The organism is Pseudomonas sp. GD03875, from assembly GCF_029840585.1.
Taxonomy (GTDB): Bacteria; Pseudomonadota; Gammaproteobacteria; order Pseudomonadales; family Pseudomonadaceae; genus Aquipseudomonas; species Aquipseudomonas paralcaligenes.
The window spans coordinates 185,001-207,908 of sequence record NZ_JAOCCV010000008.1 but is presented as its reverse complement, the minus strand read 5'-3'; the positions used below and the strand labels follow the sequence as shown (position 1 = coordinate 207,908).

Sequence of the window (22,908 nt, the reverse complement as noted above, 5' to 3'; positions counted from 1 at the left end):
AAAGCGGACATTCACGAGGTGACTGAGGAACAAGGGGCGGCTCACTTTTGTTCGGATAACGCCGCGCTCTGCGGCAAATTTGGAGCCCAGCGGAAAATTTGTCCGACAGCAGCGTCTTGTTATGCATCTTCGAGACTTACACCGAACTTCTTGACTCGTCTTTTGTTAATTTCGCTTTCGCCTGCAATTCGTCTTAATGCTTCTGTAGCCCTATTCGCAATTTCCTTTTGTTGATCGCTAGCATTACCAAACTGGCCAAACTTCAAACAGGTTGTGACAAAGGATGACAGATGGCGACCACTTTCAGTTTTAAATAAATTATAATAATCATCGACTGATGTGCTCGCTAACACTACTTCGTCACTTTGGTTCCAGCCATTTCTACCAGCTATACGCTCTAACACTTGTTTCGCCGTCTCAGTAGTAACAGACCGATTATATATTTCATTGAATTTTTCTATAATCTCTTTATCTCTAATATCGCCAAAGAAATTATTCTCCTTCATATTAAAAAGCTCGGTTTCGTCCTTTCTATTTTCAATGTAGATATCAATGATTTCTGAGGCCTTCTCTTCCTCACCCAATTCTCTAAATAGCGAAACTGTTCCATTTAGATTTGTAGGCGTTATATGTTTGCAGTTTTCCTTAAAGCTCTCATACAAGCCATTTATTACTTCATCGCCGTTATCATTAAAAGTGTCATGGTAGAGACGCCAGGCATTCGAGAATGAACCCTCAGATTTGGATGCTATAATCTGTTGGTTTTTCTCAGCCGCCTTTTCTTTGAACTCATCTGCAACGAAGTAGCCGGTTTTTACTGCCTCAGATAACAACAGGTCTAATTCGTCAGTTAGCTGATAGTTATATGCTTGTAGAGTAGTTTGCCATTTTTTTTGCTGATCACTGACTTCTTCGTCCCCGATACCTAACAAGGCATAGCCTTTTCTAGTAATAAACTCCAAAGAAGGTATGTCGTCATTAGAGTTTGAGCAAAAATAACTCCACGCAAACAGCACCAGCGAATGTAAAACTTGATCGAATATTTCAGGCTCGAACTCTTCTGTCAGTGGAACAGCTAGAGTTGCTAATCTCTCAATCTTTTTAAGAATACGGATATTTCGAATTCCGAGACTTGTAGTTAGTTTCCTTAGCCTTGAATAATTGGGCGTTTGCTCAGAATAGGCAATTTCCGAACATTCATCTGGATCGGGTGCAAACGCAAGCTCAGTATCAATCACTTTTTCACGATACTTCTCGTAGTCACCTAAGCCTTCTTCACCATCGTTAAGAAGCAATACTACCTTGCACTTCTTTTGCTCCTTTAGCAGTGAGACCAGACCCAAAACATCTTTTATCTCAAGGCCTTTCCCTTTTCTTTCCAAATCATCAATGCATATAAGCGTTTTACTCAAAGACAAGAAAGAAATGGTCTCTATGGCAGGGCTAAATGACTTAATTATTGGCGCACCTTTAAGCAGATTAAAAGATTGCCTTCCGAATGATTCGATTAGACTGGCCGTATTGCTTTTGAAGGTTTCAATACTAGCCTCGGTGCCGATAATCTCCCTCTTGATTACATTTTCAAAAATTGTGTATTTAAAGGCTTCCAATGAGTTAATACCAAAAAGAGAAACGTAAGAGTAGCGTTCGAGGTTCAATTTGCTTTCAGCACAAGCTTCGCTAAGGAACTTCTTCCAGCTAAAAGTTTTTCCGACGCCCCATTCACCTTTGATAGCCATAACTTCAGGCTCATCTGAAGATAAAAACTTAAAAATTTGGTCTTTGATTACTTCGACGGACATCGTTGTTCCTTCAAAAATGCATAACGCTGAATTCAGCCGCCGCTTTAGCGGTCGGCTGGAATGACTGGTTATACGCGACGACCACAACTTGGGCAATAGTTCACGGACAACCTGGTATTTGCCTGGAGCGCCAATACATCGAACAAGACTGCACCGCAGCCTGGACAAATGGAAAGCCGGGCGAGCCTCTTGCGTAATACAAGAACCACCGATGCGAAACCAAGTATTAACGCAGCAAGTATTCCATAGCGAGCCAAGCCCTCATCGAAGTGGCTAATGGCCAACCAAGCAACAGAAGTCAAAGGAATGAGCAGAACGACGGAAAGCCACAATGCCTTTCTTCGTTCCCGCTTCCATGCATCAATTAAGGCTGATGTCATACCCAGAGCCTTTAAACGTATAACGTTTGGTTAAGGGGCGGGCTTTAGCCCGTCCCAGTGAGCGCAGCGAACGGTTTGAACCTATTGTTATGCGGTTGTTAAAGACCGTTGGCTAATGCCTGCTGGATTATTGGTGCTACTGATTCACGCGTAATTTGACGATCAACACAGTATTTTGAAAGAAGCCATTCGGATAACTGTTTCTGTCCTTTGCTTGCGTTGCATGAACAGCAGCATAGAGCAATATTTTCTCTGGTTATGATCTTCGCGTCATTTATGATGTGCTCCCAGCTAGCACAAGTTTTCTTCGAAATATTAGCGGTTGTAAAAGCAGTGCCGCAATAAACGCAACTCTTGTCCCGTGCGCGGACTTCTTTTTCAAGCCAGTTTGGAATGTTCCAACTATTTGCCATGCTGACTCCTTCCTTGTTTACGCATAACGCCCGCCATAAACGGCGCGAGGAACGAGCGTCCGGCGACCGAAGGGAGCGAATTTAATGGCTTGGTTATATGCTCGCATGTTGCATTTCCAAAATACCGAAAGCCGCTATCGCTGCGACACCCACGCCGCAACCCAGACCAATCGCGATAACTTGTATTTGCCACCTTTTGAAGGTTAATGCTTGATAGACAGATGGCACTAAACATCCAGCTGAAAAAGAAACCCCCAATGCAAAAAATGTAAAAGGATACTGAAGCTTGGTGCCGTCACCATGAACTTGCATTACCAGGGCGACCGCAATAGCTGAGAGCGCGATAACTGACAATTCTAAACAATGCCAGATGCGCTTCCATTTTCTGCATTCTGGCTCTCTGTACCACTGAACCTTTTCAGATAGTGTCTTCACAGCTCACTCGATTCATATAACAGTGATTAGACCGAACGCTCGACTAATACGCAGCCTAACATTCCGCTAACAATATTGAGTTTTCAGTTGCAGATCAGTGTCTTACGCATCTCTCACTCCCTTCTGCTGCGACGTTATATCGAGCGCGGTATAAGTCCGTTATAGCCAAATGCGGCATAAGCCCGTGCTTCACAGCAGATCGCCATAGGTGGGAGGAATGAATGCTTGTATGAAATAAGCAAGGCATCCATGCCGCCGAAGATGGGACTGCGCGTGAGCAGTTTTTTCCATAATGCTTTTCCTGCTGTTAATTGCCAAGAGTTTGATGGCAATTAGTGGCCGCTTTTGGCCGATTCTGTTGAAAAAGTCCTGTCGGTTTTTTCGCTAATGAAAGAGCGTTAGCGACGTTGAAATCTGGTTCGTTCAGAAGACGGAGCTGTCTTGGATTTTACGTAGCAACGCCGAAATCGGGCGATTTCTTAGCTACCGAAAAGCTGCTATCTCAGAAACCGACTTTTTCAACAGAATCGGCCGGTTAGCGACGGCCTAACTTCGACCGTCGCTACACATGATCAAACCTCGGTCTGCTCCGCCATCTCCAAGGCGTCGTCGACCTCAATCCCAAGATATCGAACGGTGCTCTCCAGCTTCGTATGGCCGAGCAGCAGTTGAACCGCCCTCAGGTTCTTTGTTCTGCGATAGATCAGTGATGCCTTCGTACGTCTCATTGTGTGAGTGCCATACATGGCCGGATCAAGGCCAATGGCTTGCACCCAGCCTTTGACGATACGAGCGTATTGACGAGTGGATAGATGGTCTGAGGTATGCAGCCGGCTCGGAAAAAGGCAGTCCTCGCTACGGAGCTGGGCTTGATGTATCCAGGCGGCGAGAGCAGACCGTGTTTGCTCTGTGATCTCGAACTGCACTGGCCGGTGCGTTTTCTGCTGCATCACCATGGCTCGTGATGACACATGCTCGCCATGGGCAACATCGCGCACACGGAGCTTGGTTAAGTCGCAGGCTCGAAGCTTGCTGTCGATGGCAAGATCGAAGAGGGCCAAATCCCGGGTTCTTTCTGCAATTTGAAGCCTTACTCGGATGGCCCAGATATCTCTCAGTCGGAGCGGGGTTTTCTGCCCGACCAATTTTCCTTTGTTCCAGGGCTGACGGCTGCTGGTAGCGATGATGTTCATGGAAAGTCCTCCACGTGTGGAAGGACAAGGATGGCTAGCCAGAGCAGTGGTCGCTAACCGGCCAATAGCGGACGTAGTCAATAGACCACTTTTCGGTAGGTGCGCGTTCATTAAAGCGAGGAGCTAGCAGGAGGCACTCTGGATCAGGCCTTCAGTGTCCTTCGATCAACTCCCCGAACAACTCCCTGACCTTGACCTTGGCATCTGCCAGCGCAACTCGGCCTTCATCGGTAATTTCGTACATGCGCCGCTCACGGCGCCCGGTGCGCTCATGGTGCGAGCGCAGATAACCCTTCTTTTCCAGGCCGTGCAGCATCGGATACAGGGTGCCCGCGCTGAGCTCGTAGCCGTGGTGTCGCAACTCCTCAATGATGGCCAGCCCGAAGATGGGGGCCTCGGCCGCGTGGTGCAGGATGTGCAGGCGGATAAGCCCGCCGTAAAGGTCTTTGTCGGTCATTCGCCGTATCTCACAGGGCAATGCTCAACAGCCCGCCCAGGACACCGCTGCCGAGCACGACCAGCCACGGCGGCAGCTTCCAGAACATCAACGCCACCAGTGCCACAAGGGCCAGGCCAAAGTCTTGCGGGCCATGAATCGCACTCGTCCACACGGGCTGGTAGAGAGCAGCCAGCAGCAGGCCGACCACGGCCGCATTGATGCCCAGCAGTGCTGCCTGCGTGCGTAGGTTACGGCGCAGGTGTTCCCAGAACGGCAAGGCACCCACCACCAGCAGGAAAGAGGGCGCAAAGATAGCCAGCAGGCAGATCAGGCCGCCAAGCCAGCCAGTCGGTGCTTGGTTCATCGAGGCGCCGAGAAAGGCTGCGAAGGTGAACAGCGGCCCCGGCACGGCCTGCGCCGCACCATAGCCCGCAAGGAATGCGTCGTTGTCGACCCAGCCTGTTGGTACGACCTCAGCTTGCAACAGCGGCAGCACGACATGCCCGCCACCGAATACCAGCGAGCCGGCGCGGTAGAAGGCATCCACCATCGCCAATGTCTGGTTCGGGAACACCGCTGTCAGCAACGGCAGCCCCAGCAGAAGAGCAAAGAACAGCGCCAGCCAGAACAGGCCAACGCGACGCCGCACACTGATCGGCAGTGGATCATGGGCCTCGCCCTGCTGCGGTTTGAACAGCAGCAAGCCGACGATGGCGGCAAGGATGATTACACTCACTTGCCCCCAGGCAGAGGGTACGAGCAGCACGAAGCAGGTCGCAGCTGCCATGATGGAAATACGCGGCGCATCGGGACACAGATTGCGCGCCATGCCCCAGACCGCCTGAGCGACCACCGCCACGGCCACCACCTTCAAACCGTGCAGCACGCCAGCAGGCATGGCATCACCATAACTGGCGATGCCGAGTGCGAAGAGGATCAGGGCAATTGCGGAGGGCAAGGTGAAGCCCAGCCACGCGGCCAGCGCGCCGCGATAGCCAGAGCGCGACAGACCGAGCGCGATACCGACCTGGCTGCTGGCCGGCCCTGGCAGAAACTGGCAAAGGGCAACCAGATCCGCATAGCTGCGTTCGCTCAACCATTGTCGGCGCACCACGAACTCATCGCGGAAATAGCCCAGGTGAGCGATTGGGCCGCCGAAGGAGGTGAGCCCCAAGCGGAGGAAGATTAAAAAAACAGCCCAAGGGCTACGGTCAGTCTTAGTGATTTCAGTCATGGCCATTACTTGATCTGTGACAGGGCTGGATGAAATTATCGATCTACGATAGCGTAAATCGATAATTGAGGTCGAGCATCATGGAACTGGTTCTGATCGGCTTTGCAGCACTGCTGGCTTCCGGGTTGACGTTGCTCTCTGGCTTCGGCCTAGGGACGGCACTGATGCCAGTGTTTGCCCTTTTCTTCCCCTTGCCGCTCGCAATTGCGGCCACCGCCGTGGTGCACTTCACCAACAATCTTTTCAAGCTCGGATTGATGGCCCAGCAGGCTGATTGGTCGGTTGTTGTGAAGTTCAGCGTGCCGGCTGCCTTCACGGCAATCCTGGGCGCAGGCTCACTGACATTCTTCGACCAACTGCCGCCCCTCTGGCACTACAGCATTGCAGGGTCAAGTTTCGAAATAACGACAGTGAAAGCTGTAATTGGCAGCCTTATCATCCTGTTCGCATTGCTTGAAATGTCCACGCGGTTTCAAACGCTGGCCTTTCCTACGCGCTGGCTTCCGATAGGTGGGGCGCTTTCAGGTTTCTTTGGTGGCCTATCGGGAAACCAAGGTGCATTGCGTTCAGCGTTTCTGCTAAAAGCGGGCTTGTCTAAAGAATCGTTCGTGGCAACAGGGGTTGTCTCGGCAGTAATCGTTGATGCCGTGCGTCTCGCGGTATACGGCAGCGTCATCTTTGTGGGGCAACTCTCGCAAGCTCAGACACTTGCACTTCCCGTTGCAGTTGGGGCGGTCTGTGCATTCATTGGTGCTTTCCTGGGCAAGCGTATGTTGCAGAAGGTCACGCTTCGCACGGTGCAGCTTATCGTCGCCGGAGCTATGTTGGGCATCGGTGCCGGGCTGACTATCGGCTTGCTATAGGCAATTGAAAGCTCAGGGGGATGCCTGTTCGGCTCCCGATACCCTGTTGCAAATAACCTTTTCCACCACTCGTAAGGAGTATTCGCAATGACTAAGCATTCCGACGACTTTCTAAAACTGGCCAACGAGGCCAGACAGCGCATCACTGAAGTGCCCCCCGTGGAGGCCCGAAAGAAAGTCGCCGAAGGGGCTTTGTTGCTTGATGTCCGTGACAAAGAAGAGTTCGAAAAGAGCCACATTGAGGGCGCCGTCAACATCAGTCGCGGTACCCTTGAGATGCTGATTGGCGAAATAGCGCCAGATAAACAGACACCCATTGTCTGCCACTGCGGGGGCGGCAACCGGGGTGCGCTGGCAGCCGATACGTTACAGAAGATGGGTTATACCCAAGTGGTCAGTATTGAGGGTGGCCTTAATGCATACAAGGCCAACTACGAAGACTGAATCGCCCCAGTTTTTGTAGAAATCAAATGACTGCTTCTGGCCGATTCTGTTGAAAAACTCCCTCGGCGATTTTCTTCGCCGAAAGTGCACGGCTGAGGCTGAAATCTGAATCGTTGCGCTGGTCGAGTTGCTCTGGATTTCGCGTAGAAGCGCTCGATTTGTACATTTTTCCGGCTACGAGCAAGCAGCTCTGTCGCACATCGAGTTTTTCAACAGAATCGGCCGGAAGCGAACCCTACGCTGGACCTATTTGCCACTCCGCACAAGAACTGCAAGCGCTGCTATCGCTTGGGACACTGGTCTGGCGATCAACCACACAATCCCAAACCAGCGCCCAGCAGCTACCCGCTACCCCCTGCTAGTGCCATACGCTCGCTGACGATCTCCGTAGGACTTCGTTGCAGCCTTGCACAGGTAGCTGGCTCGATAGAACAGCGCGGGTAGTTCATCCTCATCGTCAGCATGAACATTCCGGTCGACTCGGTACTCAGCATGCTCCGGGATATGCACCAGTCCCTTCGCCTGCCTGACCGATATCTCCAACGCATTGGCCCAGGACTCTTCCATCCTGCTGATCATGTTCACCCTAGCTGAACCCAGCCGACCCATCGTGTAATAGGCATCCCGGTTGAGCAGGATCAGCAGGTGATAGTGCGGTCTCCCCGACTCACCTGTTTCTCTTGCCCAGACGTATCGAACGTTACAGCCGCGGGCATACCTGTTGCGCTTACGCACCCGATCCTGGTCGTACTGGATTTTCCTCGTGAAGGATTCGAAGAACCTGCTAATGACCTGATTCGTACAGGCGTAGCTAGGTAGGTCCTTTTCCTGGGGTAGCCTGAGATCCACCCTGAATGCCAGCACCCTAGGATACTCAGCCATAGCTGAGTCGATAGTGCGCTTGAGATCGGAAAGGTACTCCCGGATGAAGGGGCCCTTGTCGGTCATCACGGGTAAGTTTTTGTAGGTATCGTCGTAGTGCAGGTGGAGGTTGTTGTTATCTGGATGACGAATTGGCTTGCTGGTACCGCTGCGCCTGGGCATGGCTATGAGTCCTCATGGGTTGAGTTTCATAGCCAGTGCTGTGCTGTGTGATTCTCTACTGCGACGGCTTCCCCCTACCTAGTCATCTGGCCAGGCCACCTGTGGCAACGTGTACCTGATCTCTCGTGCCGTATCGAGGACTGTGAGGTAGACGATGGATGTGAAGGATATTCGTAGGAGAGCATTGGGTCGGTAGTGGAAGTATTAGGTGGGTAGATAGTGAAACCATGAAGTAAGTGGAGCCATTGAGTGAGTAGGGCCATTTAAGTAAGTAGTGGAAAGCATACTACCCACACCGCACATGACATCTCCCCCAGGCAAGGAGGAACCCACCTCCATCCCCAAGCCACAAAGGCATTTTTGCTGAAAACAGCATTCCGGAAATAAACCAGGCCAAGGTCATGCTTAGAACCCCCGGACTCGACCGGGGCGGTGGGAGACCGCACCGCCCCGGTGTCTCAGGATTGCCTAAAGCCCCCATGGGCTACGCGGCATAATCGCCATGACCAGCCGCAGCCGGTCATGGCGTGAAACTCGTTTTAGCCAGCCATTCTCAGAGGGCTCGTGGTTTGGACCACATGACCCTCTGCCAAATCTCGCTCTTCGATACGGGCAAGAATCCACTCCTGTACCTCACTCTCCACCCAACCAACACAGCGGTCGCCTAGCGGAACAGGTTTAGGGAAAGTCCCTTCTACGATGTGCTTGTAGATGGTCGACCGAGCTAGCCCGGTGGATTCGATAACTTCTTTTAGGCGAATAATCCTCATGAACGGGTCTCCTCGTGGTTCGTTCAGAGGATTCCCTGGCGAAGTGAAGCCACACGGCTATGGACCTTCCATCGACTGATCAGGCCCCCAAGAAACCAGGCACATGGTCCACTTACCATAAGGAAGTATCGCGATCTGCCCCTCCTCATCCATGCCCTCGATAGAATGGTTCGCAATATATTCATTAGCCAACTCCACAACCCACTCAGCCAGATCCTTACATAGCGATTCAAAATCAACCCCGTCCGCCTTATGAGGCGAGTCAGCCCTTAGGGTCGATGCTATCAACTTACAGGCAGACTCCGCAGATTCTATTTCCGCATTTGGCTTACGCTTGGACAGGACCCTGGAGACAAATCGGTGCAATAAAAGCCAAATACCAAGCATAGCTTCCTGAGAAACCTCGAAACTGATATGCCCAGCCTTTCCTTTCACCAATACCCCTTCAGCACGTGAACGCTGACTCCCCTCCAGACTGAAGGGCTCATACCTTAACAATTTTTGACTATGCGGCAGCAGCTGAAAGTCTAAGACGTAGCTACTTTTCACCTTGCCACCAGGAAATCTCGCAGAGGCGAATCCTGGCGCGTGAAACCTCACGAGGTTACGTTCCTCTAGAGTGGACAAGCGATTGCGAACCCTATCGCCATTAAGCCCTGTCATCTTTTTTAGATCTGATCTGCTAACACCTACTACCAAGCCCACCTCATTGGCGTGATCTAGCAGAACAGCCAGAAGGAGTCGATCAAGTGCGCTTAGGTTAAGCTTTCTCAGGACAAGGCCAACTCCTACCCAAAGCTCTTCACCATTCTGCGGAGATACGTTAGGTGATCGTTCAGCCCCTAAAAATAGTTCATCAAACAACGGCGAGAAAGGGGACTCTAAGCGCGTCAAGCTATCCTGAACCTCACTACTCACTTCGTAGCTGATTGCCGGCCGCCCTCTTCGTTCAGTCACAGCTGATAGCCGGATCAGCAACCCCGCACTCACCAAGTTGCCCACTCCCACTGAGACGAATGTCTTCGTCAACCTCAGCCTCTTAGCCAAGTCATTATCCTTGCCATTCCATCTCTCCCCCAGAATGGCCATGCGAAGCACTGCTTCAAGCAAGAACCTAGCTTCTGGCCCTGTACCCGAAAGCCGCTCCTCCAGCCCTCCAGACCGAATGTGAAGCCCTGAATGCGCTACAGTCACCATAATAAAATCCTGCTTTTAGTACCTATAAAAATACAACAATAATACATAACGTGACTAGTAACGTGACAAAAACAAGAATTTATGTGACGTAACGCACAATACATATATAATTAAAATATGCAAATACGTAAAGTTTAATATAAAAATCAGACCATTAGTTTTGCGTAAAAAAATATATCTAGGCCCAATAAAAACTAAAAAAATCACAGGACTAAAAATAATGGAAAGACTTGGATTATTAAAAAGCAGCGATTATGAGTGGGCAGTAAATTACTTGCTATCAAGAGTGGACGACCAAGAAATAGCCAAAGAACTCAGATCATCTAACAGAGATTACTCATCCATAAGAAATGCCATTAATTTACTAGAGAGGACAGACGACGGAAACTTTCTGATAGTCCAAATGCAGACTGCGCTAAGACAGAGAAGAAATAGAGAATTAAGAAAACGCAATAAATCCCTAATATTCACACTACCTCAAGAAACCGCTAATCAGATAAGAAAAATCGCAAAGAGAGAAAACATCACAGAAATAGATGCAATAACAATTTCCATCACGGAACTTAATGAGATAACAGAGTTTCACAGCCAGCAAATCAAAAAGATACGAGCAAAAAAAGAACAAAGAAACATACAACTAAGAGAGGACATCCGCAGCTACGAAAAAAGACTCGAAACAGCGCTCGAAATCCTAGAGAAAAACATTAGACAATTATTAAACACAGAGATGATAACAAGCAAACCCCTGTCAAGCTCCGAGGAAATTGAAAAACTCGAAGAGGAAGTCAATAAAGAGTTAGATAAAAGAATGCGCGCCGCCAGAAAATATATCGAAGCATCAGGAGTTATATATGGAAGGTACGGGGAAACTGAAAGATACTAATCAAGCAAGGCAAACTTAATAGCATATACCTACCCGCCAGCGGCCTATTTGATAGAGCGAGAGTCATGCTTGCCATATGGCTGATGAAACAACTATGCGCTCAATCAAGCTCTTCCAGTTCAGCGCGAGAAATACACACTTGGTTTGGCGCCTCGACAGAAAGCCGAACCCTACTACGCCCAGAGGATTCAACACGCAAGGTAATACCGTCTCGCAAAAGCAGCCGAAGGAGCTTTTCAGTGTCTACACTTGGATCGATAGTCAGACGGATTTCTTCGCCAGGACGGCGCACAAGGGTCAGCTTGCCCATTCTCGAAGTTCCTTTTCGATGGGGAGGTACGTTCCAGTCGATGTAGAACATAGCACCAACGAGGCAGGCTAAAGCCAAGAAGCGCAGAAAACGTGAAAAGCTTGGCGTATCCCTGGGACGAAATCGCACTCCCGCGAGCCTACGCCCTCACATGGAACACTTACTGACTTTCGAGTCGAGTTACTGAGTTGCTTAGGCAGACAACGAATGGGCAACCAGTAGTGCCCTCATACGTCTGGGCCCATGTAGGACCGAGGCAGCACCAATCGAGTTAGCCGTATCTCTTCTATATAGTAGACAGCAGAGAATCTAAAACCGGGTAAAAAACCGGGTATTAAAAAAAGAAAAATCATCTAAAACCAGTAAAATCAAGCCTCATATGGCGTAACTTACAGATTAACGTCTGAGTGGAAGCCTGGAACCTGCATGGAAATCAAGGTCAACTTTCTCGACAACCTGCGTCTCGAAGCCAAGTTCGATGACTTCACCGTGGTGGCCGACCAGCCCATCCGTTACAAGGGCGATGGCTCGGCACCCGGTCCGTTCGATTACTTCCTGGCTTCATCGGCGTTGTGTGCCGCCTACTTCGTGAAGTTGTACTGCGAGACCCGCAGCATTCCCACCGACAACATCCGGCTTTCGCAGAACAACATTGTCGACCCGGAAAACCGCTACAACCAGATCTTCAAGATCCAGGTCGAACTGCCGGCGGATATCTCTGCCAAGGACCGCCAGGGCATCCTGCGCTCCATCGACCGCTGCACGGTGAAGAAGGTGGTGCAGACCGGTCCCGAGTTCGTGATCGAGGAAGTGGAGAACCTAGATGCCGATGCCCAGGCACTGCTGATGCCGGGTCCGGCTTCGGCGGAGGGCACCCACATTCTCGGCAAGGACCTGCCACTGGAGCAGACCATCGCCAATATGTCGGGGATCCTGGCGGGCCTGGGCATGAAGATCGAGATCGCTTCGTGGCGCAATATCGTGCCCAACGTCTGGTCGCTGCATATCCGCGATGCGCATTCGCCGATGTGCTTCACCAACGGCAAGGGCGCGACCAAGGAAGGCGCCCTGGCGTCGGCGCTGGGCGAGTTCATCGAGCGGCTGAACTGCAACTTCTTCTACAACGATCAGTTCTGGGGCGAGGACATCGCCAACGCGGACTTCGTGCACTACCCGGACGAACGCTGGTTCAAGCCGGGACCGAAGGATGCGCTGCCGGCTGAAATCCTCGACGAGCACTGCCTGCAGATCTACAACCCCGACGGCGAACTGCGCGGCTCGCACCTGTACGACACCAACTCCGGCAACACCGCGCGCGGCATCTGCTCGCTGCCGTTCGTGCGCCAGTCGGATGGCGAGGTGGTGTACTTCCCGTCCAACCTGATCGAGAACCTGTACCTCAGCAACGGCATGAGCGCCGGCAACACCCTGGCCGAAGCGCAGGTGCAGTGCCTGTCGGAAATCTTCGAGCGCGCGGTCAAGCGCGAAATCCTCGAAGGCGAACTGGCCCTGCCCGACGTGCCGCAGGAAGTGCTGGCGAAATACCCCGCCATCCTGGCCGGTATCCAGGGGCTGGAAGAACAGGGCTTTCCGGTGCTGGTGAAGGATGCCTCGCTGGGTGGGGAGTTCCCGGTGATGTGCGTCACCCTGATGAACCCGCGCACCGGCGGCGTGTTTGCCTCGTTCGGCGCGCATCCGAGCCTCGAGGTGGCACTGGAGCGCAGCCTCACCGAACTGCTCCAGGGGCGCAGCTTCGAAGGCCTGAACGACCTGCCCCAGCCGACCTTCGAAAGCCACGCGCTGACCGAGCCGAACAACTTCGTCGAGCACTTCATCGACTCCAGCGGAGTGGTGTCCTGGCGCTTCTTCAGTGCCAGGGCCGATTTCGAGTTCGTCGAGTGGGACTTCTCCGGCCAGGGCTCCAGCGAAAGAGAAAGCTCCAACGCCGAGCAAGCCGCGACCCTGTTCGGCATTCTCGAAGCCATGGGCAAGGAAGCGTACATGGCGGTGTATGAGCATCTGGGCGCGACCGCCTGCCGCATCCTGGTGCCGGGTTACTCGGAAATCTATCCGGTGGACGATCTGATCTGGGACAACACCAACAAGGCGCTGCAGTTCCGCGAGGACATCCTCAACCTGCATCGCCTGGACGACCGCAAACTCAGGGCCCTGCTCAAGCGCCTGGATAACTGCGAGGTGGATGACTACACCGACATTACCACCCTGATCGGCATCGAATTCGACGACAACACGGTCTGGGGCCAGCTGACGATCCTGGAGCTGAAGCTGCTGATCCAGCTCGCCCTGAAGAAGTTCGAAGACGCCAAGGAGCTGGTGGAGGCCTTCCTGCAGTACAACGACAACACGGTCGAGCGTGGCCTGTTCTATCAGGCCCTGAACGTGGTGCTGGAAGTGGTGCTGGACGACGAGCTGGAACTGGGCGACTACGAGGCCAACTTCCGCCGGATGTTCGGCAACCCGCGGATGGATGCGGCGCTGGGGTCGGTGGACGGCAGCGTGCGCTTCTTCGGCCTGACGCCTACCAGCATGCAGCTGGAGGGCCTCGACAGGCATCTGCGCCTGATCGACAGCTACAAGAAGCTGCACAGGGCACGGGCCAGCGTGGCGGCCGCCTCCAGTCGATAGCGCCAGCCTCGGAAGCACCCCAGGTGCTTCCGCTAGTCGAACCCTGCCATTACCAGCGCCGCCACGCGTATCCCCTCCGAACGCAGCTCAGTCGGCAGGTGGCGGCGAGTCGTAGATGACGGACTGCTTGTAGAAGTCGTGGGCATGGCGCAGCAGCACCATGACCACCGCAGCCACCGGCAGCGCCAGCAGAACCCCGGTGAAGCCGAACAGCTGGCCGCCGGCGAGGATGGCGAAGATCACCGCCACGGGATGCAGGCCGATGCGGTCGCCGACCAGCATCGGCGTCAGCACCGTGCCTTCCAGCAGCTGGCCGATGCCGAACACCACCACGATGCCGATCAGCGGGTACAGGTCGAAGCCCGCGTACTGGAACAGCGCCGCCACCACGGCGGCGCCGAAGCCGACGATGAAGCCCATGTAGGGAACGATGCTGGCCAGCCCCGCGAGCAGGCCGATCAGCAGCCCCAGCTCCAGGCCGATGATCATCAGGCCGACCGAATAGATGGTGGCCAGCGCCAGCATCACCAGCAGCTGGCCGCGCATGAACGCCCCCAGCACCTCGTGACACTCGCCGACCAGGCTCACGACCAGCCCCTCGCGGGAACGGGGCAGCAGGTTGCGCAGCTTCTCCATCATCAGGTCCCAGTCGCGCAGCAGGTAGAAGGCCACCACCGGAATCAGGAACAGGTTGCCCAGCCAGCCGAGCAGCGCCAGGCTGGACGCGGTGGCATGGGCCAGCAGGCCGCCGACGATGTCGGTGGTCTTGCCCAGGTGCCCGGACAGCGCCTGCTTGATCTGGTCGAAGCGCCAGAAGCCCTCGGCCAGGCCGAGCTGCGACTGGACCCAGGGCAGCGCCTGGTGCTGGGCCCAGTCGAGGCCCTGGGGCGCCAGTTCGTAGAGGTGCACCAGCTGGCGACCGAGCATGGGGATCAGCACCAGCAGCATGATCAGCAGCAGCAGGCTGAACAGGCCGAAGACGATGACCACGCCCAGCGTGCGCGACAGCCCCCGGCGCTCCAGGCGGTCCACCAGCGGGTCGCCCATGTAGGCCAGCAGCATCGCCACCAGGAAGGGGGAAAGGATGGGGGTGAGCAGGTAGATCAGCCAGCCGCACAGGAACAGTCCTGCCAGCCACATCCAGCGCCGCGAATCGGTCATCTCAGGCACTCCGCCTCGTTGATGGAATCTGCGAGCCCGGTCGCCGGGCATCGAACATTTGCCGCATGTCTGTCCTTGAACGGCCGGCTCGCCGGCTACCAGCCGAACCGCATCAGGTTGGTCGGGACCGGTGTGGGCGCGGCCTGGGGATCGGCGCCGGCATCCACCGGCTCGGCCTCGGCCGGCAGTTCGCGCAGGCCGGCCAGCCCCAGCTGGGCACGCAGCTGATCGGCGCTGGCGTTGACCTGCCACTCCATCCGGTCGCCCCTGATCCGCAGCAGGCGCGCGGAGAACGGCTCGAGCATGCGCTCGATCTCGGCATAGCGGCGCAGGTCGGCGCCCTGGATTTCCACGGTGATGGCGCTGGCCGCGCCGGGCTTGACCAGGAAGCGCGGCGCCAGGCGCTCGCTCACGGCCAGCAGCACGGCGTCGGCCACGGCCTTCTGATCGGCGGCCTGGACGCTGCCCTGCTCGCGGCTGTCGCCCAGCCACAGGCGCCACTGCGCCTGCCACTGGCCGTCCTCTTCACGAGCCTGGACGGCCAGCAGCGCGTCGGCGCCGTAGCGCTCCGAGGCCGGTTGCAGGGCGTCCGGCTGGTTGGCGCCAAGGTTTTCCGGGGTGGCGACCAGTTGCTCCTGCAGATCGGCCAGGGGCAGGCGCAGGGGCAGGCCACGGTGCTGGGCCGCCTGGCGCAGCGGCGTGGACGCCTCCTGGCCGTCGCCGACCAGGTTCGCGCCCTCTACGCCGCTGTTCAGCCACCAGACCAGGATCGACGGGCGGTTGGCGCCCCACAGCGGCAGGCCGGCCTGGCGCAGCTTGTTCTCGGTGGTCAGCGGGTCAAAGTCCACCACCAGGCTGTCGCCCTCGTAGACGTACTGGCTGACCAGTTGCTGCGGGTCCTTGCGCACGCCTTCCAGGCCGGCGCTCTGCACCGCGCCGGCGTCGCCGGTCAGGCGCAGCACCAGGGTCTCCAGCGCGCGGCTGAGCGCGGCGCTGCGCTCCTCCGGCTGCTGGCTGGCGACCGGCTCGCGTACCTGGTAGAGGCCGCTGACCGGTTCGGCCAGGGCCGGCAGGCCGGGCAGCGAAAGGCAGAGGGCGAAGAGGCGGGCGGACAGGCGCATCGATAGGTTCCCGGTTCGGAAGGACGTGCCGGCGCGGCACGCGAAGGGCTATACCTTAAACAGCCGCCTGTCCCCCGGCAACCGTCGCGCCCTGTGGCCGCTGGCGGGCAAGCCTGATAAAATCGCGCGCCTTCGCGGACCGGTCCGGCAGGCCGGTCGCCCACTGCATTTCCCCCTTTTCAAAGGCCTGATCCCATGAGCAAGCAACCCTCCATCAGCTACAAGGATGCGGGTGTCGACATCGACGCCGGCGAAGCCCTGGTCGAGCGCATCAAGGGCGTGGCCAAGCGCACCGCGCGTCCGGAGGTCATGGGCGGTCTGGGCGGCTTCGGCGCCCTGTGCGAAATCCCCGCCGGCTACCGGCAGCCGGTGCTGGTGTCCGGCACCGACGGCGTCGGCACCAAGCTGCGCCTGGCGCTGAACCTGAACAAGCACGACAGCATCGGCCAGGACCTGGTCGCCATGTGCGTCAACGACCTGGTCGTCTGCGGCGCCGAGCCGCTGTTCTTCCTCGACTACTACGCCACCGGCAAGCTCAACGTCGACGTGGCCGCCACCGTGGTCACCGGCATCGGCGCCGGCTGCGAACTGGCCGGCTGCTCCCTGGTCGGCGGCGAGACCGCCGAGATGCCGGGCATGTACGAGGGCGAGGACTACGACCTGGCCGGCTTCTGCGTCGGCGTGGTGGAGAAGAGCGAGATCATCGACGGCTCGAAGGTGGCCACCGGCGACGCGCTGATCGCCCTGCCCTCCTCCGGCCCGCATTCCAACGGCTACTCGCTGATCCGCAAGATCCTCGAAGTGTCCGGCACCGACATCGAAGCCACCGAGCTGGACGGCAAGAAACTGGCCGACCTGCTGATGGCGCCGACCCGCATCTACGTCAAGCCGCTGCTGAAGCTGATCAAGGACACCGGCGCGGTCAAGGCCATGGCCCACATCACCGGCGGCGGCCTGCTCGACAACATCCCGCGCGTGCTGCCGGAAGGCGCCCAGGCGGTGATCGACGTGGCCAGCTGGACCCGCCCGGCGGTGTTCGACTTCCTGCAGGAAAAAGGCAACGTCGACGAGCACGAGATGCACCGCGTGCTGAACTGCGGCGTGGGCATGGTCCTCTGCGTGGCCCAGGACCAGGTCGAAGCCACCCTCGCCAGCCTGCGCGCCTCCGGCGAGCAGCCGTGGGTGATCGGCCAGATCGCCCAGGCCGCCGACGGCGCCGAGCAGGTCGTGCTGAACAACCTGAAAGCCCACTGATGGCCGACTGCAATGTCGTGGTGCTGATCTCGGGGTCCGGCAGCAACCTGCAGGCCCTGATCGACAGCATCGCCAGCGAGGGCGGCCCAGCCCGCATCGCCGCGGTGATCTCCAACCGCGCCGATGCCTACGGCCTGGTCCGCGCGCAGAACGCCGGCATTCCCACCCGGGTGCTGGACCACAAGCAGTTCGACGGCCGCGAGGCCTTCGACGCCGCGCTGGTCGAGGCCATCGACGGCTTCGATCCGCAGCTGGTGGTGCTGGCCGGATTCATGCGCATCCTCACCGGCGGCTTCGTGCGCCACTATGAAGGCCGCCTGTTGAACATCCACCCCTCGCTGCTGCCGAAGTACAAGGGCCTGCACACCCACCAGCGCGCGCTGGAGGCCGGCGACGCCGAGCACGGCTGCAGCGTGCACTTCGTCACCGAGGAACTCGATGGTGGCCCTCTGGTCGTACAGGCGGTGGTGCCGGTAGAGTCTGGCGACACGCCGGAAAGCCTGGCCCAGCGCGTACATGCCGAGGAGCACCGCATCTATCCGCTGGCGATGCGCTGGTTCGCCGAAGGGCGCCTGCGACTGGGCGCCACCGGGGCGCGACTGGACGGCGAGGAACTGCCGGCCACCGGATACCTGATCCGCACATAGGAGATTACATGTCCCGCATTCTGCTGACGCTGCTCGCTCTCCTGGCCCTGCCGGCGCAGGCCCTGGAGCTCAAGCCCTTCTCCGCCAGCTACACCGCCGACTGGAAGCAGGTGCCCATCAGCGGCACCGCCGGCCGCAGCCTCAAGGCGCTGGACAAGGACCGCTGGGAGCTGAACTTCGAGGCATCGATGCTGGTGGCCAGCCTCACCGAGAGCAGCACCCTGCGCATGGAGAACGACGAGTTCCTGCCGCTGACCTACCGCTTCGACCGCAGCGGCCTGGGCAAGGCCAAGCAGATCGAACTGGACTTCGACTGGACCCAGAAGCAGGTGCTGGGCAACGACCGCGGCGACCCCGTGCGTTTCCCGCTCAATCGCGGCATCCAGGACAAGTCGACCTACCAGCTGGTGCTGCAGCACGACGTCGCCGCCGGCAAGCAGAGCATGAGCTACCAAGTGATAGACGGCGACGAGATCGAGACCTACGACTTCCGCGTGCTGGGCCCAGAGCGCGTGCGCACCAAGGCCGGCCTGATCGACGCGATCAAGGTCGAGCGCGTGCGCGACCCGACCCAGAGCAGCCGCAAGACCGTGCTGTGGTTCGCCAAGGACTGGGACTACTTGCTGGTGCGCCTGCACCAGGTGGAGAAGGACGGCAAGGAATACCAGATCATGCTCAAGGACGGCACCGTCGGTGACCGCACCGTCAAGGGCATCGCCGAGTAACACCGAACGCTGTACGCAGACACCGCGACTCCCCCTGGGATCGCGGTGTTTTTGTTTGTCGGTCTCGCGGCTGCACACTGGGCGGTGCGCACGGCGCACCCTACGGGTAGTCCGGATGCGATCCGAGCAGGACTACCACATCAGGTCGTCCGGCACCTGGTAGGCGGCATACGGATCGTCGGCATCCGGTGCCTCGGTCTGGATGTTGAGCAACAGCACGCGGGCCGGGTCGCGCTCCTGGATCTTCAGCGCGGCCTCGCGCGGGATGATCTCGTAGCCGCCGCCGTGGCGGACGATGGCCAGGGAACCGCGGCTGAGCTTGTCGCGCATCAGGTTGTTGACCGCGATGCGCTTGACCTTCTTTTCATCGACGAAGTTGTAGTAGTCCTCGCCGTTCAGCTTGGGCAGGCGGCTGGTCTCGATCAGTTGCTTGATCTGCGCGGTGATGGCCTTGCGTTCGGCCTTCTCCTGCTGCTGGCGATTCAGCTCCTGGTCCTTGGCGGCCTTCTCGGCCTTGGCCTGCAGGGCGGCCTGCCGCTGCGAGTCGTCCACCTCGACCTGGTTCTTCTTCTCCAGGCGCTGCTGCTTCTGTTTCTGCTTGGTGGCCTGCTTGGCCTGCTTTTCGTTGACCAGACCGGCTTTCAGCAGTTGGTCACGGAGGGAAAGGCTCATGGGTACTCGCTCTCGATCATCAGCAGCCGGGCGGCTGCTTTTCCAGCTTCTTGGCTTCGCCCCAGAGGGCATCCATTTCTTCCAGGCTGCAATTCTCGATGGGCCGGCCGGTATCGCGCAATGCCTGTTCGATGTAGTGGAAGCGCCGCTCGAACTTGTTGTTGGCCGCGCGCAGCGCAGCCTCCGGGTCGACCTTGAGGTGCCGCGCCAGGTTGACCGCGACGAACAGCAGGTCGCCGACCTCCTCGGCGATGGCCTCGGCGTCGTTCTCGCTCATGGCCTCCAGCACTTCGTCCAGTTCCTCGCGCAGCTTGTCCACCACCGGCAGCGCCTCGGGCCAGTCGAAGCCGACCTGGGCTGCGCGCTTCTGCAGCTTGGCGGCACGGCTCAGGGCCGGCAGCGCCTGCGGTACGTCATCGAGCAATGAAAGCTGCTCCGGCGCCGCGGCCTTCTCGGCGCGCTCCTCGGCCTTGATCTCTTCCCAGCGCTGCTTGATCGCCGCCTCTTCCAGGCGGGCCATGTCCGGGGCGCCGTACAGGTCGCCATCGGGGAACACGTGGGGATGGCGGCGCACCAGCTTGCGGGTGATGCCATCGACCACGGCGGCGAATTCGAAGCGCCCCTCCTCCTTCGCCAGCTGGCTGTAGTAGACGACCTGGAACAGCAGGTCGCCCAGCTCGCCGGGCAGGTGGTCGAAGTCGCCGCGCTCGATGGCGTCGGCCACCTCGTAGGCCTCTTCCAGGGTGTGCGGGACGATGGTCGCGTAGCTCTGCTTGAGGTCCCACGGGCAGCCATGCCGCGGGTCGCGCAGGCGGGCCATCAGGTGCAGCAGGTCGTCGAGGGAGTAGCGGTCTTGCATGGGTCAGTCTCTAGGATTGGGCCACACACTCCCCTCTCCGCCGGGAGAGGGGCCGGGGGTGAGGGATTTCCAGGCAGCTCCGAGTCGCCCGCGACACCCTCACCCCACCCCTCTCCCGGAGGGAGAGGGAGTGCTCAGGAACCGCTGCGGCTGCGCCGCACTTCGATGATGTTCGGCAACTGGCTGATCCGCGCGAGCAGGCGGGCCAGCGAGTCCAGCCCGGGAATCTCGATGGTCAGCAGCATGGAGGCGGTGTTGTCCTCCTTGTTCGAGCGGGTGTTCACGGCCAGCACGTTGATGCGGTCGTTGAGCAGCACCTGGGACACGTCGCGCAGCAGGCCGGAGCGGTCGTAGGCGCGGATGACCACGTCCACCGGATAGGTCTGCACCGGCACCGGCCCCCAGTTGACCTGGATGATCCGCTCCGGCTCGCGGCCGGCCAGTTGCAGCACCGAGGCGCAGTCCTGGCGGTGGATGCTGACGCCGCGCCCCAGGGTGATGTAGCCGACGATCGGATCGCCCGGCAGCGGCTGGCAGCAGCCGGCCATCTGCGTGAGCAGGTTGCCGACGCCTTCGATCTGGATGTCGCCGCGCCGCCCCGGACGAGGGGTGGACGAGCGCCGCGGAATCAGCTCCAGCTGCTCGCTGGCGCGCTCCGGCTCCACCTGCTGCTGGGCCAGGTTGACCGCGTGGGCCAGGCGCAGGTCGCCGGCACCGAGGGCCGCATACATGTCCTCGGCAGTCTTCAGGTTGCACTTCTCTGCCAGCTTGGCGAAGTCCACGGCCTGCAGCGCCAGGCGCGACAGGTCGCGCTCGAGCATGGCCTTGCCGGCGGCGACGTTCTGTTCGCGGTCCTGCAGCTTGAACCAGTGGACGATCTTCGCCCGCGCCCGCGAGGTGGTGATGTAGCCCAGGTTGGGGTTGAGCCAGTCGCGGCTCGGCGCGCCCTGTTTGGAGGTGATGATCTCCACCTGCTCGCCGGTCTGCAGGCTGTAGGTCAGCGGCACGATGCGGCCGTTGACCTTGGCGCCGCGGCAGTTGTGGCCGATCTGGGTGTGCACGCGGTAGGCGAAGTCCAGCGGCGTGGCGCCCTTGGGCAGGTCGATGGCGTGGCCGTCGGGGGTGAACACGTAGACCCGGTCCGGCTCGATGTCGACGCGCAGCTGTTCGGCCAGGCCGCCGATGTCGCCCAGCTCCTCGTGCCACTCGAGCACCTGGCGTAGCCAGGCCATCTTCTCCTCGTAGTGGTCGGAGCCACCCTTGACGTCGGTGCCCTTGTACTTCCAGTGGGCGCAGACGCCCAGCTCGGCTTCCTCGTGCATGGTCTGGGTGCGGATCTGCACCTCCAGCACCTTGCCGTCCGGACCGATCACCGCGGTGTGCAGGGAACGGTAGCCGTTCTCCTTGGGGTTGGCGATGTAGTCGTCGAATTCCTTGGGGATGTGCCGCCACAGGCTGTGCACGATGCCCAGCGCGGTGTAGCAGTCGCGCACCTCGGGCACCAGCACGCGTACCGCGCGCACGTCGTAGATCTGGCTGAACTGCAGGCCCTTGCGCTGCATCTTCCGCCAGATGGAATAGATATGCTTGGCCCGGCCGCTGATGTCGGCCTTGATGCCGGTGGCGGTCAGCTCGTCGCGCAGCTGCTGCATCACGTCGGCGATGTACTGCTCGCGGTCCAGACGGCGCTCGTGGAGCAGCTTGGCGATCTGCTTGTACTGGTCGGGTTCCAGGTAGCGGAAGGAGATGTCCTCCAGCTCCCACTTGATGTGGCCGATGCCTAGGCGGTGGGCCAGCGGCGCGTAGATGTCGAACACCTCGCGGGCGACGCGGTGGCGCTTCTCGTCGTCGGCGTGCTTGACCGCGCGGATCGCGCAGGTGCGCTCGGCCAGTTTGATCAGTGCCACGCGCACGTCGTCGACCATGGCCACCAGCATCTTGCGCAGGTTCTCCACCTGGGCCTGGGAGCCGACCACCACCGATTCGCGCGGGTTGATACTGGCGCTGATGGCGGCCATGCGCAGCACGCCCTCGATCAGCTTGGCCACCACCAGGCCGAACTTCTCCTGCACCACCTTGAGGCTGGTCTTGCCTTCGCGCACGGCGCGGTAGATCACCGCGGCGACAAGGCTGTCCTGGTCCAACTTGAGGTCGGCGAGTATCTCGGCGATCTCCAGGCCCGTCTGGAAGCTCGAAGTGCCTTCGGCCCAGAGGTTCTGCGCGGCGTTGGCCTGCTGCTCGACCTCGCGGGCGAACTCGCAGGCCGCCTTCAGGGCCTCGCGATCCAGCGCCGGGTCGACGCTCAGCGTATGGTCCAGCCAGGCCTCGAGGTTGATGCTGCCGTCGAGGTTGATCGGCTGGTGTGCTCTCACCTGTACCATCTTCTGCCTTCCCTACGATGGGTCGCTGCCCATCG

General features: G+C 58.2%; 21 protein-coding genes. 7 read left to right on the top strand and 14 right to left on the bottom strand.

Going from position 1 to position 22,908, the window contains the following annotated elements:
• Positions 1–119: 119 nt before the first annotated feature.
• From N5D30_RS10020 to chrA, 5 genes are all read right to left on the bottom strand, one after another.
• The gene (locus N5D30_RS10020; RefSeq protein ID WP_279908833.1) at positions 120–1,802 is read right to left on the bottom strand and encodes a hypothetical protein; all 1,683 of its coding nucleotides are present in this window, start codon (positions 1,800–1,802) and stop codon (positions 120–122) included.
• An 886-nt stretch (positions 1,803–2,688) separates the two neighbouring features.
• Positions 2,689–3,030, bottom strand: coding sequence for a hypothetical protein (locus N5D30_RS10015; protein WP_234493520.1), 342 nt, complete (start codon positions 3,028–3,030; stop codon positions 2,689–2,691).
• A gap of 572 nt (positions 3,031–3,602) precedes the next feature.
• Positions 3,603–4,223 (bottom strand): tyrosine-type recombinase/integrase, encoded by a 621-nt coding sequence (locus N5D30_RS10010; protein ID WP_279908832.1) that lies wholly within the window; start codon positions 4,221–4,223, stop codon positions 3,603–3,605.
• Positions 4,224–4,374: 151 nt separating this feature from the next.
• On the bottom strand, positions 4,375–4,680 hold the full coding sequence (locus tag N5D30_RS10005; RefSeq protein WP_047588115.1) for a PadR family transcriptional regulator: 306 nt from the start codon (positions 4,678–4,680) through the stop codon (positions 4,375–4,377).
• 10 nt (positions 4,681–4,690) lie between these two features.
• Entirely contained in the window at positions 4,691–5,896 is a 1,206-nt protein-coding gene (gene chrA, locus N5D30_RS10000; protein WP_279908831.1) for a chromate efflux transporter, read from the bottom strand.
• An 80-nt stretch (positions 5,897–5,976) separates the two neighbouring features.
• On the opposite strand from chrA, the gene N5D30_RS09995 reads away from it, so the two are divergent.
• Both N5D30_RS09995 and N5D30_RS09990 read left to right on the top strand, forming a co-directional pair.
• On the top strand, positions 5,977–6,759 hold the full coding sequence (locus tag N5D30_RS09995; protein WP_279908829.1) for a TSUP family transporter: 783 nt from the start codon (positions 5,977–5,979) through the stop codon (positions 6,757–6,759).
• Between the two features lie 87 nt (positions 6,760–6,846).
• Entirely contained in the window at positions 6,847–7,203 is a 357-nt protein-coding gene (locus tag N5D30_RS09990) for a rhodanese-like domain-containing protein (RefSeq protein ID WP_279908827.1), read from the top strand.
• 348 nt (positions 7,204–7,551) lie between these two features.
• Here N5D30_RS09990 and N5D30_RS09985 read toward each other — a convergent pair whose 3' ends face one another.
• The 3 genes from N5D30_RS09985 to N5D30_RS09975 form a co-directional block, all read right to left on the bottom strand.
• Complete coding sequence (locus N5D30_RS09985; protein ID WP_279908826.1) at positions 7,552–8,247, bottom strand: inovirus Gp2 family protein; 696 nt, start codon at positions 8,245–8,247, stop codon at positions 7,552–7,554.
• A gap of 539 nt (positions 8,248–8,786) precedes the next feature.
• The gene (locus tag N5D30_RS09980; RefSeq protein ID WP_279908824.1) at positions 8,787–9,017 is read right to left on the bottom strand and encodes an AlpA family transcriptional regulator; all 231 of its coding nucleotides are present in this window, start codon (positions 9,015–9,017) and stop codon (positions 8,787–8,789) included.
• Positions 9,018–9,074: 57 nt separating this feature from the next.
• A complete protein-coding gene (locus N5D30_RS09975) occupies positions 9,075–10,106 on the bottom strand; it encodes a hypothetical protein (RefSeq protein ID WP_279908823.1) in 1,032 nt (343 codons plus the stop codon).
• A gap of 328 nt (positions 10,107–10,434) precedes the next feature.
• On the opposite strand from N5D30_RS09975, the gene N5D30_RS09970 reads away from it, so the two are divergent.
• Positions 10,435–11,097, top strand: a complete 663-nt coding sequence (locus N5D30_RS09970; RefSeq protein WP_279908821.1) for a hypothetical protein — start codon at positions 10,435–10,437, stop codon at positions 11,095–11,097.
• 100 nt (positions 11,098–11,197) lie between these two features.
• On the opposite strand, the gene N5D30_RS09965 is transcribed toward N5D30_RS09970, so the two are convergent.
• The gene (locus N5D30_RS09965; protein ID WP_279908819.1) at positions 11,198–11,407 is read right to left on the bottom strand and encodes a carbon storage regulator; all 210 of its coding nucleotides are present in this window, start codon (positions 11,405–11,407) and stop codon (positions 11,198–11,200) included.
• Between the two features lie 426 nt (positions 11,408–11,833).
• On the opposite strand from N5D30_RS09965, the gene N5D30_RS09960 reads away from it, so the two are divergent.
• Positions 11,834–14,053 (top strand): OsmC domain/YcaO domain-containing protein, encoded by a 2,220-nt coding sequence (locus N5D30_RS09960; protein ID WP_279908818.1) that lies wholly within the window; start codon positions 11,834–11,836, stop codon positions 14,051–14,053.
• An 87-nt stretch (positions 14,054–14,140) separates the two neighbouring features.
• Here the strand turns inward: N5D30_RS09960 and N5D30_RS09955 are convergent, their stop codons facing one another.
• Both N5D30_RS09955 and N5D30_RS09950 read right to left on the bottom strand, forming a co-directional pair.
• On the bottom strand, positions 14,141–15,214 hold the full coding sequence (locus N5D30_RS09955) for an AI-2E family transporter (protein ID WP_220813023.1): 1,074 nt from the start codon (positions 15,212–15,214) through the stop codon (positions 14,141–14,143).
• Between the two features lie 95 nt (positions 15,215–15,309).
• Complete coding sequence (locus tag N5D30_RS09950) at positions 15,310–16,335, bottom strand: DUF2066 domain-containing protein (RefSeq protein WP_279908817.1); 1,026 nt, start codon at positions 16,333–16,335, stop codon at positions 15,310–15,312.
• Between the two features lie 195 nt (positions 16,336–16,530).
• On the opposite strand from N5D30_RS09950, the gene purM reads away from it, so the two are divergent.
• The 3 genes from purM to N5D30_RS09935 are packed head-to-tail and all read left to right on the top strand — an operon-like array spanning position 16,531 to position 18,961.
• Positions 16,531–17,589 (top strand): phosphoribosylformylglycinamidine cyclo-ligase, encoded by a 1,059-nt coding sequence (gene purM, locus N5D30_RS09945; protein ID WP_220813025.1) that lies wholly within the window; start codon positions 16,531–16,533, stop codon positions 17,587–17,589.
• A complete protein-coding gene (purN, locus tag N5D30_RS09940; RefSeq protein WP_279908836.1) occupies positions 17,586–18,236 on the top strand; it encodes a phosphoribosylglycinamide formyltransferase in 651 nt (216 codons plus the stop codon). Before purM ends, purN begins: the two co-directional genes overlap by 4 nt.
• A gap of 8 nt (positions 18,237–18,244) precedes the next feature.
• Positions 18,245–18,961, top strand: coding sequence for a DUF3108 domain-containing protein (locus tag N5D30_RS09935; protein ID WP_220813026.1), 717 nt, complete (start codon positions 18,245–18,247; stop codon positions 18,959–18,961).
• Positions 18,962–19,093: 132 nt separating this feature from the next.
• On the opposite strand, the gene N5D30_RS09930 is transcribed toward N5D30_RS09935, so the two are convergent.
• From N5D30_RS09930 to relA, 3 genes are all read right to left on the bottom strand, one after another.
• Positions 19,094–19,633 carry a DUF2058 domain-containing protein gene (locus tag N5D30_RS09930; protein WP_220813027.1) on the bottom strand — a complete coding sequence of 180 codons (540 nt, stop codon included), beginning with the start codon at positions 19,631–19,633 and terminating at the stop codon, positions 19,094–19,096.
• A gap of 19 nt (positions 19,634–19,652) precedes the next feature.
• Complete coding sequence (gene mazG, locus N5D30_RS09925; protein WP_279908816.1) at positions 19,653–20,492, bottom strand: nucleoside triphosphate pyrophosphohydrolase; 840 nt, start codon at positions 20,490–20,492, stop codon at positions 19,653–19,655.
• Between the two features lie 134 nt (positions 20,493–20,626).
• Positions 20,627–22,873 (bottom strand): GTP diphosphokinase, encoded by a 2,247-nt coding sequence (relA, locus tag N5D30_RS09920; protein WP_220813029.1) that lies wholly within the window; start codon positions 22,871–22,873, stop codon positions 20,627–20,629.
• Positions 22,874–22,908: the final 35 nt, after the last annotated feature.